The sequence below is a fragment of the Streptomyces sp. TBY4 genome (assembly GCF_024213195.1).
Lineage (GTDB): Bacteria > Actinomycetota > Actinomycetes > Streptomycetales > Streptomycetaceae > Streptomyces.
This window is the reverse complement of record NZ_JANAVF010000005.1, coordinates 492,290-507,497: the sequence shown is the minus strand read 5'-3', so window position 1 is coordinate 507,497 and position 15,208 is coordinate 492,290. Positions and strand designations below refer to the sequence as shown.

Below are 15,208 nucleotides of genomic sequence, written 5' to 3'. Positions count from 1 at the left end.
GGGAGCGGGCCACGGTCCGGGCCGGGGTGTGCCGGCGGGCCCCGCGCGCCCCGTGCTGCCGCCGTGCGCCCTGGGCCGCGTACGTTCCGGACGCGCCGCCCACTCCCCCTCGGGGGCGAATGTGCGAGATCATGGCGCCATGACCGAGGTGTCCTCCCTCACAGGGCGGCTGCTCGTGGCCACCCCCGCCCTCGCGGACCCGAATTTCGACCGCGCGGTGGTGCTGCTGCTCGACCACGACGAGCAGGGCTCGCTCGGCGTCGTCCTCAACCGCCCCACCCCGGTGGGCGTCGGGGACGTCCTGCTGCCCTGGGCTCCGCTGGCCAAGGACCCCGGAGTGGTCTTCCAGGGGGGCCCGGTGGCCCTGGACTCCGCGCTGGGGCTCGCGGTCATCCCGGGCGAGGAGGGGCCGCTCGGCTGGCGCCGGGTGCACGGGGCGATCGGCCTGGTGGACCTGGAGGCACCGCCCGAACTCCTCGCGGCGGCCCTCGGGGCCCTGCGCATCTTCGCCGGGTACTCGGGCTGGGGCCCGGGGCAGCTGGAGGAGGAACTGGGCGTGGGCGCCTGGTACGTGGTCGACTCCGAGCCGGGCGACGTCTCCTACCCGGACCCCGAGCGGCTGTGGCGCGCCGTGCTGCGGCGCCAGCGCAGCGAGCTGGCCATGGTGGCCACGTACGCGGACGACCCGTCGCTGAACTGAGCCGGGGGCGGGGGGCCCGGTGTGGGATCCCTCGCGCGCGAGGGACTCGGTACCCTGGCAGTCATGAGCACTCTTGAGCCCGATCGCGGGACTGGTACGGGGACCCTCGTAGAGCCGACGCCGCAGGTGTCCCACGGCGACGGCGACCACGAGCGCTTCGCCCACTACGTCCAGAAGGACAAGATCATGGAGAGCGCGCTCGGGGGCACCCCCGTCGTCGCGCTCTGCGGCAAGGTCTGGGTGCCGGGCCGGGACCCGAAGAAGTACCCGGTCTGCCCCATGTGCAAGGAGATCTACGAGTCCATGGGCCCCGGCGGGGACAAGGACAAGGGCGGCAAGGACGGGAAGTAGTCCTCCGGCCCTCCTGAAGCGGGACGAAGGCCCCCGGTGTGCGGTTTTGCGCACCGGGGGCCTTTTCCGTGCCCCCGGAGCGGGCTAGGGTCGGCCGCGACGAGCACGGTGCGGAACGGGCGTTGCGTACTGTGCAACAGGCTGGCTGCTGTGAAGGGCTGACGCATGGACCTGATCCCCGTACCCCAGGTCGCGGTTCCGGACGGGGACGGCCGCCGCCTCGTCCTGGGGCCCGAGCCGGTGCTGGACGCCGGGCCGGGCACCGAGGGGGTCGCCCGCTGGCTGCGCCGGGAGCTGGGGTCCGCCACCGGCTGGAGCCTGCCGCCGGCCGCGCCCGGCGCGCGCGCCGACGTACGGCTGCGGATCGACCCCGAAGGGGCCGGCGGACCCGGGCCGGAGTCGTACGCGCTCACCGTCGGCGCAGAGGGCGCGGAGCTGACCGGCGCGAGCCCGGCCGGGCTGTTCTGGGCCGCGCAGACGCTGCGGCAGCTCCTGGGTCCGGACGCCTACCGGAAGGCGCCCCTGCCCGGCCGGACCTGGAGCCTGCCGTACATCGGGATCGCCGACGGCCCGCGCTTCGGCTGGCGCGGGCTGATGCTCGACGTGGCCCGGCACTTCATGCCCAAGGACGGGGTGCTGCGGTACATCGACCTGCTCGCCGCCCACAAGCTCAACGTGCTGCACCTGCACCTGACGGACGACCAGGGCTGGCGGGTCGAGATCAAGCGCTACCCGAAGCTGACCGGGGTCGGCGGGTGGCGGGCCCGCAGCCGGTGGGGCCACCGGTCCTCCCCGCTGTGGAACGAGACCCCGCACGGCGGCTTCTACACCCAGGACGACATCCGCGAGATCGTCGCGTACGCCGCGGAGCGGCACGTGCGGGTGGTGCCGGAGATCGACGTACCGGGGCACTCGCAGGCCGCGATCGCCGCGTACCCGGAGCTCGGGAACACGGACGTGGTGGACACGGCGGCGCTGGAGGTTTGGGACGACTGGGGCATCAACGAGAACGTGCTCGCGCCCACCGAGGCCGTCCTGCGGTTCTACGAGGGGGTCTTCGAGGAGCTGCTGGAGCTGTTCCCGGCGGAGGTCTCCCCCTTCGTCCACGTGGGCGGGGACGAGTGCCCCAAGACGCAGTGGAAGGCCTCCGGGGTCGCGCAGGCGCGGATCTCGGAGCTGGGGGTGGACGGGGAGGACGGTCTGCAGTCCTGGTTCATCCGGCACTTCGACGGCTGGCTCGCCGCGCGCGGCCGCCGGCTCATCGGCTGGGACGAGATCTTGGAGGGCGGACTGGCCCCGGGAGCGGCCGTGTCCTCCTGGCGCGGCTACGCGGGCGGCATCGCCGCCGCCGAGGCCGGCCACGACGTGGTGATGTGCCCCGAGCAGCAGGTGTACCTGGACCACCGTCAGGCGGGCGGCGGGGACGAGCCGATGCCCATCGGGTACGTACGAACATTGGAGGATGTGTACCGGTTCGAGCCGGTACCGCCGAAGTTGTCGGAGGAGGCCGCCGCCCACGTGCTGGGCGCGCAGGCCAACCTGTGGACCGAGGTGATGGAGGACCAGAGCCGCGTCGACTACCAGGCGTTCCCGCGCCTGGCGGCCTTCGCCGAGGTGGTGTGGTCCCGGCTGCCGGTGCCGGAGGAGCGGGACCACGCGGAGTTCGAGGCGCGGATGGCGGTGCACTACCGGCGCCTGGACGCCCTCGGCGTCGGCTACCGGCCCCCGGGCGGCCCGCTGCCGTGGCAGCGCCGGCCCGGGGTGCTCGGACGCCCGATCGAGGGAGCGCCCCCGAACGTGTGACGAGCCCCTCCGGGGGGCTCGAGCGGGCCCTGCGCGGGGCGTTCCCGGGGTGGTGCGCCGGTGGTGCGCGGGTGGTGGACCCTCGCGTCGGGTGCTCCGGAAGATGTGCCAGAGTTGCCACGTCCCGGCGGTGAGCACGTACCGTACGGCGGACAGGCGTGAGCGCCGGGACCGGGACATCGGGAAGGGGCAGCTGGGTTGACCACGCACGCACCGCACGCACCGCAGGCACGGGACTCGTCCCAGGGGCCCCGCAGCGACCCGCGGGCGGGGAACGCGGCGCAGTCCGTGACGCTGCCGGCCTCGCTCGACGAGGCCGTGGCGGCGCTCGCGGCCATGCCCGCCGCCGTCCCCGTGGCGGGCGGCACCGACCTCATGGCCGCCGTCAACGCGGGACTCCTGCGCCCCGCCGCCCTCGTGGGCCTCGGCCGGATCAACGAGATCCGCGGCTGGCAGTACCAGGACGGCCACGCGCTGCTCGGCGCGGGCCTCACGCACGCGCGCATGGGCCGGCCCGACTTCGCCGCCCTGATCCCGGCCCTGGCCGCCGCCGCACGCGCCGCGGGCCCGCCGCAGATCCGCAACGCCGGCACGCTGGGCGGCAACATCGCCACGGCCGCCCCGACGGGTGACGCGCTGCCCGTGCTGGCCGCGCTGGAGGCCGTGCTCGTCATCGTCGGGCCCGGCGGGTCCCGGCGCGAGATCCCGGTCTCGCACCTGCTCGCCGGCCGGGAGATGCTCAGCCCCGGAGAGCTGATCGGTTTCGTGCGGGTGCCGCTGCTGCACGCCCCGCAGGTGTTCCTCAAGGCCACGGGCCGTACCGGGCCGGGGCGCGCGGTGGCGTCCGTGGGACTCGTACTGGACCCCGCGCGCCGGGGCGTGCGCTGTGCGATCGGCGCGGTCGCGCCGATGCCGCTGCGGCCGCTGGAAGCCGAGCAGTGGGTTGCTTCGTTGATCGACTGGGACGGGGACCGCAGTCTGGCCCCCGAGGCGCTCGAGGCCTTCGGCGAGTACGTCGCGGCGGCGTGCGTGCCCGACCAGGGGGAGCCGGTGGCTCCCGCAGTACTGCATTTGCGGCGGACGGTGGCCGTGCTGGCACGGAGGGCCCTGGGGAGGGCGCTGAGCTCATGAGTGAGAACGAGAACACGGGTGCGGCGGGTCCTGCGGGATCCGCGGGACCCCACTGGGGCTGGGAGCCGGTGCCGCACGGCGGCGAGTTCGACTCCGACGCGACGGCCTTCGTGAAACTGCCGCAGGACATGCTGGACGCGCTCGGCACCGGGGAGCCCCTCGCGGCCCCCGGGCACGGCTACGTGCCGCCGCCGATGATCGTGCCGCTGGGCACGGCCAGTACGGATCCGTCGGCCACGGGTACCTGGTCGATGCCGGTGCAGTGGCCCGAGGCGGGTTCGGCGGCTCCGGTGGACGCGGGTGCGGGGTCTGCCGGTACGGGGTCTGCGGGTGCCGCGGTGCGGGCGCCGATCCCGGCTTCGGTGCCGATCCCGGCCGCGGTGGCCGCGGCGTTCGCGGATCCGGCGGCGGAGCAGGTGGCCGAGCCCGCCGCGGACGCTTTCGGGGAGCCCTTCGGCGACTCCTACGCGGAGCCCTACGCGGAGCCCTTCGCGGGGAGCCGGGGCTCCGGGCACGAGCCGGGGGCCACCGCCGAGTGGCAGTTCCCCGAGGCGGCGGCGAGCGACGTGTGGACCCCGGGCGGCGCCGGCGACACCGGCAGCTTCGGGCAGCTCGCGGCCGCGGCCGACTGGAGCCAGGCCCCCGCGACGCTGCCGGGCGGGGCCGCGGCCCCGTGGGCGACGCATCCGGACTTCGAGGGTGCGCGCGGGTACGTGGCGCAGCAGCCGGGCGGGGACGGGGCGGGTTCCGACCCGCTGGGCTCCGACGCGCTGGGCCCCGATCCGCTGGGCTCCGGGGTGCTTCCCGGGGCTTCCGCACCGGCCGGCGCAACCTTCGGCTCGGCCCTGGGGCGCGGACCGCGCGTGCTGGGCGGCCCGGGGGTCGGCACCCCGCTGGACGGGGAGCCGGGCTACCCGGCCCCGCACGACATCGAAGCCGCCCACGGCCCGGCGCAGCTCCCCGACTCGGGGGAGCGCCAGCACCCGGGGACCGAGGGCGAAGTCCGGGGTGAGGACGGAGCCGGGGTCGAGGGGGAGGCCGGAGCCGCGGTCGTCGAGGCGGAGCAAGGGGTCGGCGCGGGCGCGCCGGGCTCGGGCGGAGCCGGGGACCGGGGTGCGAGCGGGGAGCAGGACGCAGCCGGAGCCGGGGCCGGGGAGGCGGAGCCGGGTGACGGCGGAGCCGTGCCGGCCGACGGCGGAGCCGGGGCCGCGCCCGCGCCGGGTACGGAGGACGCCGACCTGGCTGTCGGGACGGCTCGGGCGGAGACGGCCGAGGGGATTCCGGGTGAGGGGGAGACGTACGAAGAAGGGGCCGCCGACGGAGCGGACGCCACGGCCGTCGCGCAGCACGAGCACCCGTCTGCCTCCTACGTCCTGCGCGTCAACGGGGCCGACCGCCCCGTCACCGGCGCGTGGATCGGCGAGTCCCTCCTCTACGTGCTGCGCGAGCGCCTCGGCCTCGCCGGCGCCAAGGACGGCTGCTCGCAGGGCGAATGCGGCGCCTGCGCCGTGCAGGTCGACGGCCGGCTCGTCGCCTCCTGCCTCGTCCCGGCCGCCACCGCGGCGGGCAGCGAGGTCCGGACCGTGGAAGGCCTCGCCACCGACGGGGAACTGTCCGACGTACAAGAGGCGTTGTGCAGGTCGGGTGCGGTGCAGTGCGGGTTCTGCGTGCCCGGCATGGCCATGACCATCCACGACCTGCTGGAAGGCAACCACGCCCCCAGCGAGCTGGAGACCCGCCGGGCCCTGTGCGGCAACCTCTGCCGCTGCTCCGGGTACTCGGGCGTCATCGAGGCCGTGCGCGAGGTCGTGGCCGAGCGCGGGTCGGCGGCGGAAGCGGCCGCCGCCGCCTCGGCCGAGGCCCGCATCCCGCACCAGGCCGCGCCGGGCGAGGGCGGCTTCCACGGGATGCAGGGCAACCAGGGCACCTACGGCCAGGGGAACCACGGCCACCAGGGCAACCACGAGGGAGGCACGGCGTGAGCGCCCACGACGCGGCTACGGTCCCGGTGACGGTCGGCACACCGGCCCCCGAGGGTGCGGAGCCGTCGGAAACGGCGGTCCCGCGCGGCATCGGCGCGTCCGTCCCGGCCGCCGACACCCGCGCCAAGACCGAGGGCACCTTCCCCTACGCCGCCGACCTGTGGGCCGAGGGCCTCCTCTGGGCCGCCGTGCTGCGCTCCCCGCACGCCCACGCCCGCATCCTCTCCATCGACACCTCCGCCGCCGCCGAGATGCCCGGCGTGCGGGCCGTCGTCACCCACGCCGACGTTCCCGGCGCCACCACGCACGGCCGCCGCATCGCCGACCGGCCCGTCTTCGCGCACGACGTGGTCCGCCACCACGGCGAGCCCATCGCCGCCGTCGCCGCCGACCACCCGGACACCGCACGCCTCGCGGCCGCCGCGATCGCCGTCGAGTACGAGCTCCTCGACCCGGTCACCGACCCCGAACAGGCCTTCGGCGCCCCCGACCTGCACCCCGACGGCAACCTGATCCGGCACATCCCGCTGCGCTACGGCGACCCCGAAGCCACCGGCGAGGTCGTCGTCGAGGGCCTCTACCGCATCGGCCGCCAGGACCCCGCCCCCATCGGCGCCGAAGCCGGGCTGGCCGTGCCGCGCCCCGACGGCGGCGTGGAGATCTACACCGCCTCCACCGACCCGCACACCGACCGCGACCTGGCCGCCGCCTGCTTCGGGCTGGAACCGGACCGCGTACGGGTCGTGGTCACCGGGGTCCCGGGCGCGACCGCCGACCGCGAGGACGCCGCCTTCCAGCTCCCCCTCGGCCTGCTCGCCCTGCGCACCGGCTGCCCGGTCAAACTGGCCGCCACCCGCGAGGAGTCCTTCCTCGGCCACGCCCACCGCCACCCGACGCTGCTGCGCTACCGCCACCACGCGGACGCCGACGGGCGGCTGGTCAAGGTCGAGGCCCAGATCCTGATGGACGCCGGCGCCTACGCCGACGCCTCCTCGGAATCCCTGGCCGCGGCGGTGGCCTTCGCCTGCGGCCCGTACGTGGTGCCGCACGCCTTCGTCGAAGGCTGGGCGGTCCGTACGAACAACCCCCCGTCGGGCCACGTGCGCGGCGAAGGCGCCCTGCAGGTCTGCGCGGCCTACGAGGGCCAGATGGACAAGCTGGCGGCCGCCCTCGGCATCGACGGCGCCGAGCTGCGGCTGCGCAACGTCCTGGCCACCGGCGACCTGCTGCCGACCGGCCAGACCGTCACCTGCCCCGCCCCCGTGGCCGAACTCCTGCGCGCCGTCCGGGACTACGAGCTGCCCGCCCTCCCCAAGGACACCCCGGAGGAGGAGTGGCTGCTCCCCGGCGGCCTGGAGGGCGCGGGCGAGCCGGGCGCGGTGCGGCGCGGGGTCGGGTACGGGGTCGGCATGGTCCACATGCTCGGCGCCGAGGGCACCGACGAGGTGTCCACGGCCACGGTGAAGATCGTCGGCGGTGCCGCGACGGTCATCTGCGCCGCCGTCGACACCGGCCAGGGCTTCTCCACGCTCGCGCGTCAGATCGTCCAGGAGACCCTGGGCGTCGACGAGGTGGTCATGGCCCCGGTCGACACCGACCAGCCGCCGGCCGGACCCTCCGCCCACGGCCGCCACACCTGGGTCTCGGGCGGCGCGGTCGAACGCGCAGCGAAGATGGTCCGTACGCAGCTGCTGCAGCCGATGGCCCACAAGCTCGGCATGTCCACCGAACTCCTCCAGATCGCGGACGGCCGGATCACCTCGTACGACGGGGCCTTCTCCACGACGGTCGCGGAAGCGATGGAGGGCAAGGAACTCTGGGCCACGGCCCAGTGCCGCCCGCACCCGACGGAGCCGCTGGACGGCGACGGCCAGGGCGACGCCTTCGTCGGCCTCGCCTTCTGCGCGATCCGCGCGGTGGTCGACGTGGACATCGAGCTCGGCTCGGTCCGCGTCGTGGAACTCGCGGTCGCCCAGGACGTCGGCCGGATCCTCAACCCCCGCCAGCTGGAGGCCCGTATCGAAGCGGGCGTCGTGCAGGGCGTCGGGGCGGCCCTGACGGAGAACCTCCGCACGGCCGCGGGCCTGATCCGCCACCCGGACCTGACGGGCTACGCCCTGCCCACCTCCCTGGACGCCCCGGCGGTCCGCATCGTCAAACTCGTCGAGGAACGCGACGTGGTGGCCCCCTTCGGCGCGAAGCCCGCGAGCGCGGTCCCCGTGGTCACGGCCCCGGCGGCGATCGCCTCCGCGGTCCGCGCGGCCACGGGCCGCCCGGTCAACAGGCTCCCGATCAGGCCGTCGGCGGCGGTGGCGGCACCGGTTGCGGCGGGGGCGGCGCCCAACTCGTGACCTCGTCAACCTGATTGCACCTGCAACGCGGGACTTGGGCCTGTCGGACTCTGTCGATAGAGTGTTTGCGGACACTGGCGACGTGCGTGTGCGAATGCGGCTGCCGCGCGAAGCGGGTGCGAACGGGGACGACGGGGAGTCGGGGAGGCCATCGTGGCAGTGGACTATGGGCCGGGCGTGTTCGGAGTGGACTTCGGTGTGGGCGTGGCCTCGCCGGCGGCTCTGGGCGCGCTGCAGATCGAGTACGAATCGCTGACGGACTACAAGAAGCGGGTCGACGGTCTGCTGGAGAAGCTGGACGGCTCCCCGGCGAGCGACAAGAAACTGGCGGACGGCACCCTCCCGCAGAACTCCCTCGGCGAGGGCTTCGCGGAGGCCACACGGCTGTTCACGGCCTACTCGAACGTGCACGCGCAGTTGCTCGCGCTGTCGAAGGGGCTGGCGGAGCAGATCGAGGGGCTGGGGATCGCGATCCAGACCGCGGGCCGGGGCTTCGGGGGCGTGGACGAGGACACGAAGCGGCGGATGCTGGCGATCAGCAAGCAGGCCGACGCGAACTACGTCCCGGAACGGGACCCGTTGGCGCCGCCGCCGCCGCACAGTTCGGCTCCGCAGGGGGCTGGGCCGGGACTTAGCCAGGGGGAGGGCGTCTGATGGCGACGAACTTCGAGAGTCACACGCACCAGGAGCTGCTGGCCATGCTGGCCTCGGCCAACGCGGAGACGCTCAAGGCGCGTGGCGCCCAGCTGACGGACGCCGCGGCGGCCATCAAGGAGATCGGCGAAAGCCTCAAGGACCACCGGGTGACCGGCTGGGAAGGCGAATCGCACACGGCCTTCCAGGACTGGGTCAGCCGCACGGGCAATGCGACGCTGCGCCTGAGCGAGTACAGCGCCGAGGGCGGCAAGCAGCTGACGCAGGCCAGCCAGGTCGTCATCGAGGTCAAAGCCAACATGCCGAAGTACGACGCGGGGGCCGCGGCCAACTTGGAGGCCTCCCGCGAGTACCGCAACGACCCGGACGCGCAGCAGATCGGACAGCAGGCGCACTCGAAGCTGAGCGGTGACCGGCAGCAGGCGATCCAGCAGATGACGAAGCTGGCGCAGGGGTATGAGGCTTCGGCGACGGGGATGGAGATGGCGGAGATTCCGACGTTTCCGCCGCCTCCGGATGTGTTTGTTCCCCAGGTCAGGGATGGCGGGCAGCAAATGGAGCGCTCCGGAGGGGTTGCTCCGGGGGCAGTTGGAGGGGTCGCTCCGGGAGCAGTTGGAGGGGTCGCTCCGGGAGTAATTGGGGCGGGTGGCTCGTCGCAGGCACCGTCACCAGTGGGTCCGAGTGGTCCGCCGAGTGACTCTGGTTCTACGCCCGGCCCACAGCCGTCTCCGGGATCCGTTCCGGGCCCTCCGGACCGCAACATTGGCACCGGTCTCGATAACGTCGGCCCAGCACCGAGTACGACCCTCCCGCCGGTCCCGGCAGTGCCTGGAGGCCCGGGTCCGGTTGGGCCCGGTGGCGGTCCGGGGGTTCCCCCTGGTGGGTTCGTCCCGCCCCTGACACTGCCGCCCGGCAGTGGTGCAACGAAGCCGATCGGCGGAGTCGGCCCTGGTGGCTTTGGCCCCGGTGGGACCATTCCTGGCCCCGGCGGGGTGAGTGGGAAGGGCGGCGGACTGGGCGGTGTCGCAGGGCTGCCCCCTCGCGACAGCGGGATCACGGGTGGCCGGCCTGTGACGCCCGGTGGGCCGGGCGCGAGCATTCCCCGTGGCACGGTCATCGGTGCTGAGGGTGCGGCCGGTCGCGGCATGGGCATGGGGGGCGGCATGGGCATGGGTGGTGGCGGAGCGCACGGTGGTCTCGGCAACCCCATCGCCGGTCGCCGTCTCGCCACCGAACCTGGCGGCGTTTTCGGTGCGGGGCAGTCGGGAGTTGGGGGTCGCTCCATCGCGGGTGGTCAGCCGTTCACCCAGGGCGGTTCCGGACTGGTTCGCGGTGGATCGGGTGCTGGTCCCGTAGGCGGTCCCATGGGCCACGGCGGTGCTGGTGCGCAGGCTCCGGGCCGGCGAGGTGATGGTCGGCAGGGTGAGCGCCCTGACTACCTGGCTGAGGACGAAGAGACGTGGCGGGGCGATGGTCGTGTCGTTCCGCCGGTGATCGACTGAGTGGAGCGGACCTTGCACGGGATGCGTAAGGCGACGGCGGCCTTGGCTGGCTTCTTGCTGGCCGGGATCGCTGCGACCCCAGCTCATGCGGAGACCATTCGGTCCCAGCAGTGGCACCTCACCTCAATGAAGGCCGATGAGATCTGGAAGACGGCGACGGGCAAGGGGGTCACTGTCGCTGTAATCGACACGGGTGTCGGTCGCATCCCTGAGCTGGAAGGCCAGGTTCTCCCGGGGAAGGACCTCGCTACGGAAAACGATGGGGACGAACGCACCGATTACGGGAAGCACGGAACCACCATGGCTGCGTTGATCGCAGCAACAGGTAAACACCCGAGTGGTGATGGGTCGTTCGGGCTTGCACCAGGAGCCAAGATCCTTCCGATCCGCGTTCCGCATGAGTCCCGCGAAACGGCTCCTTCTTGGACCGAGGCGATCCGATACGCGGCGGACTCGGATGCCAAGATCATTAACGTCTCGCTTGGCATGTCTAAGGAAGACCCGGCACGGCTCGATGCCGTTAGGTACGCCCTCTCCAAGGGGAAGCTGATCTTTGCTTCCGTGGGCAATGAGGGCGACGCAGGAAACAGAGTCCTCTACCCGGCTGCAACGCCAGGCGTGGTGGGCGTTGGTGCCATCGACAAAAACGGGAAAGCAACCGCAGAGTCACAGCACGGGCCTCAAGTCGACTTGACCGCTCCGGGCGCCGACATCGTTACGGCTTGCGCCAGCGAAACCCAACTGTGCAAGAACCACGGCACAAGTGACGCCACCGCCCTCGCCTCCGCCTCCGCCGCGCTGATCTGGTCCGCCCACCCCGACTGGACCAACAACCAGGTGCTCCGAGTCATGATGAACACCGCTGGCAAGCCCATTGACGGCGCCGAGCGGAGTGACTTCCTGGGCTACGGCACCGTCCGCCCCCGCATCGCGGTGCCCAACCCCGGCGACCCCGGTCCCGCGGACGTCTACCCGATCCCCGACCTCGCCGCAGCCGGCGGCGGGACGGGGACGAAGGCCCCCTCGGCGTCCTCCTCCGCTGCTCCCTCCGGCCAGGCGGCCCCCGCCCCCGCCCCCCAGGCCGAGGCGAAGGCGGAAGGCAGTGGCAGCCTGCCCTGGCTGGCCCTCGGGCTCGGTGCCTGTGTGGTCATCGGTGGGGCCGTTGCCGCCGTGGCCCTGCGGCGCCGGAGTCGCTGAACCGTGAGTCACCGAGCCTGACCAGGAGGGAAGGCCACGCCATGTCGTTCGACGAGGAATGGTCCGCCGCACGGAGCGCCGCGGCCGCCGATGTCTCCACGCGGCTCAACAGTGTTCCGGCCGCGCCCGGCCCCGGCGGCGGCAGTGCCGATCTGGAGCTGAACCAGGACCACATCGGTGAGGTCGGCTCCGAGGCCCACAAGCTCCACACCCGGCTCTCCACCGACGGGAAGCACGCCGCCGCCTCCACCTCCGAGGCGGCCGGCGCGCTCACGCGCGAGGGCTTCGCGAGCGGCGCGGCCCTGCTCAAGGTCAACACCCGCTGGGAGAGCCAGCTCAAGACCCTGGTCGCCGCCTGCGCGAACATCTCCAACGGTCTGAACTACTCCCTCTCCTCGCACAGCAAGGAAGAGCAGCAGCTGCACGCCGATTTCACGGCCTCCAAGATCGACCAGCTCCTCAAGTAGTGAAGGCGGCGGACCGGTGCTGACGTACGAGAACGTGGTGAACGCGCCCCTGGGCCCGCTCCAGACCGCGATCACCGACTGGGCCGCGATGGTCAAGAAGCTGGACGAGCTGGCGGAGTCGGCGCGCAGCGGGATGAAGGCCAAGTCGGACAGGGCTCAGTGGAGCGGGGTCACCGCGGGCGTGGCCCGCCCGTTCGTCGACAAGACGGCCAAGGAGTTCGACGACGCGGCCCGGCAGGCCAAGGGCATCCACCTCCTGCTCACCGACGGCCACGCCACCCTCAAGGCGGTCCAGGAGCAGATCGAGAAGCTGGTCGCGGACGCCCCGGCCGCCGGTTTTCGGATAGACGAGAGCGGGAGGGTCTCCGCCATCCCGCTCGCCGACCCGCAGGAACGTTTCGCGGCCCAGCACGACCCGGACTATCAGGAGACCCTCCGCAGGAACCGGGGCCTGTGGCAGGACCGGGTCAACCGGGCCGTCGAGGACGCCCAGGACGCGGACGACTCCCTCGTGCGCGCGCTCCAGGCCAACGTCGCGGACGACAACGACTTCACCGCACCGAAGTACGCCACGCTCGACGCCGAACAAGCTGACCGCGCAGCAGCGTTGATGAGGAAGGTCACGGGTGACGGGGGCACGGCCCGCAATCCCGAGGCGCTGCGCGAGTTGGAGGACCTGCTCGACGACAATCGCGAGGACCCGGAGTTCGCGACGGGCTTCTACCGGACGATCGGCGCCGAGGGCACGCTCGACATGTACGCCACCATGTCCCTGGACGCCACGAGCCTCGGCGTCGCCGGCAGGGACCGCGCCCTCATGGTCGCGAACATCCAGAGCGACATGGGCGCGATGCTCGGCCTGGCCACGCACAAGGACGTGCCGAACCACCTCGACGCCGCGTGGACGGCCCAGCTGATGAAGGCCGGCCGCAAGGAGATGCAGGTCACCGGCGGTGTGACGACGATCTACGGCTATCAGGCGCTCGGTGCGCTGATCCGCGAGGGCGCGTACGACAAGGAGTTCCTGACCGCGGTCGGCCGCGACATGGTCGCCATGGACCGCAAGGATCCGAAGGCGTGGGAGTACCACACCCCGTACGGCCTCGACTCGGTCCTCAACCAGGGCGAGGGCGGCGGCCGGGGCTTCTACCCGCTGACGGGCCTGATGGAGGCGCTGGGCAACAACCCGGACGCGGCGACCGCGTTCTTCAACGAGCCGGTCCGCGAGGACTCGAACGGCGACGGCATCGTCACCAAGGACGACAAGCCGGTCGGCGGACAGCACGGCAAGGACCAGGGCGTGGTCGACTACATGCTCGACAAGAAGCCGTACGCGGACGGCTTCGACATGGCGAGGGCCGGCGACCCGCACGCGGCGCAGGAGGCGCTCGGTGGCGCCCTGGAAGCGGCCGTGTCGGGCCGCGCGGCGGGCGACGAGGATGCGAAGCCCGTGCCGCACACCGGCCCGATGACGGACGTCATGGAACGGGTCGTCGCGAAGATCAGCGACAATCCGGAGCTCGTGGCCAAGCCGACCTCCGACGAGCCGACCGCGCTGGGCGGCCTGTCCGGCAGCTTCGGACGCATGGCCGCCGAGTACATGCCCGACCTGCAGGCAACCGCCGCGAACAGTACGCAGGAGATCAAGACCTTCGGCGAGCAGGCCGACTTCAAGAAGTCCGACATGGCGCGGTTCTTGGGGGTGGTGGCTCAGGATCCCGAAGCGTACGGAGTGATCACCACCGCTCAGCAGACCCACACGACGGCCTTGGTCAGCGAGGTCATCGCGCACCGCGCCGACCATTCGCAGCTGGACACCGCGATCGCCAATGCCGTCAATCCGGGTGGTCAGATCGCGGGCATGCTTTCCGAGGCCAGGGCGCAGGGTACTTATGGAACTGCCGCCCATGCGAACGAAGAGTATGTGAAGGGCGTCGAGGACAGCGCCAAGTGGGTCAACCGCGGTATCACCATGGCGGGCGGGAAATACCTGGAGTTGGTCCCGCTGGCAGGCGACGTCGTCGAATGGCTCCAGGAGGACATCACCGAGGCCGTCGTCGACAGCGCGAAGGAAGACGTGGCGGAGAAGACGGGAAAGACCGAGAAGGGGGTCATGGCCAACTACGCGGATGCGGAGGCGGCGGCCGGCAAGGCGGCGGCGGCTGCCGTCGCGAATGCGGCCAGGGGCTCGGACATGACGGCCACGGACATCGACGACCTCAAGCTGGGTGCGTCGAGGGAGACCGGGACCGCGCATTCGACGGGCCGGAATCTCATGGCCTCCGGCAAGGCGGGTTCCTGATATGGCGCTCAAGCCGTTCCCCGGCTTCGCCGCGAGCGCGATCACCGCGGTCCTGGTCCTGGTCCTGTCCGCATGCTCAGGCCGGACAGGACCGGGCGCGGCACCGCTGCCGGACCGTGTCTGCTGGGGTGTGGGCGCCTTCGCGGGCAAGGACGTGGCCCGGACGGCCGGCAACGGAAACAAGGTCCGTGACGATTCGCCGGCCGTGTTCGCTCTGCCCCAGAACGACAAGGGGACCTCGTGTCACCTCTATGTCGATGGGGACACCCGTTTCAGCGCCCGTGCCTCGCGGATTTCGGTGGAGCAGAACTTCCATTGGTTCAGCTGGGAGAAGGAGAATCCCGACAGGATCACGATCGGAAGCGGTGGGATCGTCTGGGACAGCGGCGCGGCGATTTCCTTCACGTGCAACAGCCCCGAGGGCGCCTTCAAGGTGGAGCTGGTCCTTACCAGCGGCTCCGGGGTGGGCAAGCCGGAGGATCCGCGAGCCTATTTCACCGAGATGATGGAGCCGTTCCACCAGTTCGCCACGAAGCAGTTGCGCTGCGCCGCGTAACGGGTACCGGCCGGATGGCTGCGAGGAGACGGCGAAGACCGCTCAGGGGAGCGCCTTCCCCTGAGCGGCCTTCGGTCCGGAAGCCGTGACCGGAATCGAACCGGCGTAACTCGCTTTGCAGGTTTGTCCACGTCAGGCAGCGCATGATTCGGGCGCGTTCGAGGACGTTCAATCCCGTACGCGTCCAGAGATCACCACAGCTGCGTGAACGG

General features: G+C 72.4%; 11 protein-coding genes. All 11 read left to right on the top strand.

Going from position 1 to position 15,208, the window contains the following annotated elements; genetic code table 11:
• Positions 1–139: 139 nt before the first annotated feature.
• The 11 genes from NLX94_RS15685 to NLX94_RS15635 all read left to right on the top strand — a co-directional run bounded on the left by NLX94_RS15685 (position 140) and on the right by NLX94_RS15635 (position 14,996).
• Entirely contained in the window at positions 140–700 is a 561-nt protein-coding gene (locus NLX94_RS15685) for a YqgE/AlgH family protein (protein ID WP_254383318.1), read from the top strand.
• A 63-nt stretch (positions 701–763) separates the two neighbouring features.
• On the top strand, positions 764–1,051 hold the full coding sequence (locus NLX94_RS15680; RefSeq protein ID WP_243337322.1) for a DUF3039 domain-containing protein: 288 nt from the start codon (positions 764–766) through the stop codon (positions 1,049–1,051).
• A 165-nt stretch (positions 1,052–1,216) separates the two neighbouring features.
• Positions 1,217–2,854: a beta-N-acetylhexosaminidase gene (locus NLX94_RS15675; protein ID WP_254383317.1), complete on the top strand. Its 1,638-nt coding sequence runs from the start codon at positions 1,217–1,219 to the stop codon at positions 2,852–2,854.
• A gap of 198 nt (positions 2,855–3,052) precedes the next feature.
• Positions 3,053–3,985, top strand: a complete 933-nt coding sequence (locus NLX94_RS15670) for a xanthine dehydrogenase family protein subunit M (RefSeq protein ID WP_374683957.1) — start codon at positions 3,053–3,055, stop codon at positions 3,983–3,985.
• Positions 3,982–5,967, top strand: a complete 1,986-nt coding sequence (locus NLX94_RS15665) for a 2Fe-2S iron-sulfur cluster-binding protein (protein ID WP_254383316.1) — start codon at positions 3,982–3,984, stop codon at positions 5,965–5,967. The genes NLX94_RS15670 and NLX94_RS15665 overlap by 4 nt, the downstream gene beginning before the upstream one ends.
• Positions 5,964–8,318: a xanthine dehydrogenase family protein molybdopterin-binding subunit gene (locus tag NLX94_RS15660; protein WP_374683956.1), complete on the top strand. Its 2,355-nt coding sequence runs from the start codon at positions 5,964–5,966 to the stop codon at positions 8,316–8,318. The genes NLX94_RS15665 and NLX94_RS15660 overlap by 4 nt, the downstream gene beginning before the upstream one ends.
• A gap of 153 nt (positions 8,319–8,471) precedes the next feature.
• Positions 8,472–8,972, top strand: coding sequence for a hypothetical protein (locus NLX94_RS15655; protein WP_254383315.1), 501 nt, complete (start codon positions 8,472–8,474; stop codon positions 8,970–8,972).
• A gap of 1,523 nt (positions 8,973–10,495) precedes the next feature.
• Positions 10,496–11,671, top strand: coding sequence for a type VII secretion-associated serine protease mycosin (gene mycP, locus NLX94_RS15650; RefSeq protein ID WP_254383314.1), 1,176 nt, complete (start codon positions 10,496–10,498; stop codon positions 11,669–11,671).
• A 41-nt stretch (positions 11,672–11,712) separates the two neighbouring features.
• Positions 11,713–12,138, top strand: coding sequence for a hypothetical protein (locus NLX94_RS15645; protein WP_254383313.1), 426 nt, complete (start codon positions 11,713–11,715; stop codon positions 12,136–12,138).
• A 16-nt stretch (positions 12,139–12,154) separates the two neighbouring features.
• On the top strand, positions 12,155–14,440 hold the full coding sequence (locus NLX94_RS15640; protein WP_254383312.1) for a hypothetical protein: 2,286 nt from the start codon (positions 12,155–12,157) through the stop codon (positions 14,438–14,440).
• Between the two features lies 1 nt (position 14,441).
• Positions 14,442–14,996 carry a hypothetical protein gene (locus NLX94_RS15635; RefSeq protein WP_254383311.1) on the top strand — a complete coding sequence of 185 codons (555 nt, stop codon included), beginning with the start codon at positions 14,442–14,444 and terminating at the stop codon, positions 14,994–14,996.
• The last annotated feature ends 212 nt before the right edge of the window (positions 14,997–15,208 follow it).

What these genes read in the sequence shown, in the direction of transcription:
- NLX94_RS15685 (WP_254383318.1), top strand. Translation starts at nt 140, where the DNA reads ATGACCGAGGTGTCCTCCCTCACAGGGCGGCTGCTCGTGGCCACCCCC.
- NLX94_RS15680 (WP_243337322.1), top strand. Translation starts at nt 764, where the DNA reads ATGAGCACTCTTGAGCCCGATCGCGGGACTGGTACGGGGACCCTCGTA.
- NLX94_RS15675 (WP_254383317.1), top strand. Translation starts at nt 1,217, where the DNA reads ATGGACCTGATCCCCGTACCCCAGGTCGCGGTTCCGGACGGGGACGGC.
- NLX94_RS15665 (WP_254383316.1), top strand. Translation starts at nt 3,982, where the DNA reads ATGAGTGAGAACGAGAACACGGGTGCGGCGGGTCCTGCGGGATCCGCG.
- mycP (WP_254383314.1), top strand. Translation starts at nt 10,496, where the DNA reads ATGCGTAAGGCGACGGCGGCCTTGGCTGGCTTCTTGCTGGCCGGGATC.
- NLX94_RS15645 (WP_254383313.1), top strand. Translation starts at nt 11,713, where the DNA reads ATGTCGTTCGACGAGGAATGGTCCGCCGCACGGAGCGCCGCGGCCGCC.
- NLX94_RS15635 (WP_254383311.1), top strand. Translation starts at nt 14,442, where the DNA reads ATGGCGCTCAAGCCGTTCCCCGGCTTCGCCGCGAGCGCGATCACCGCG.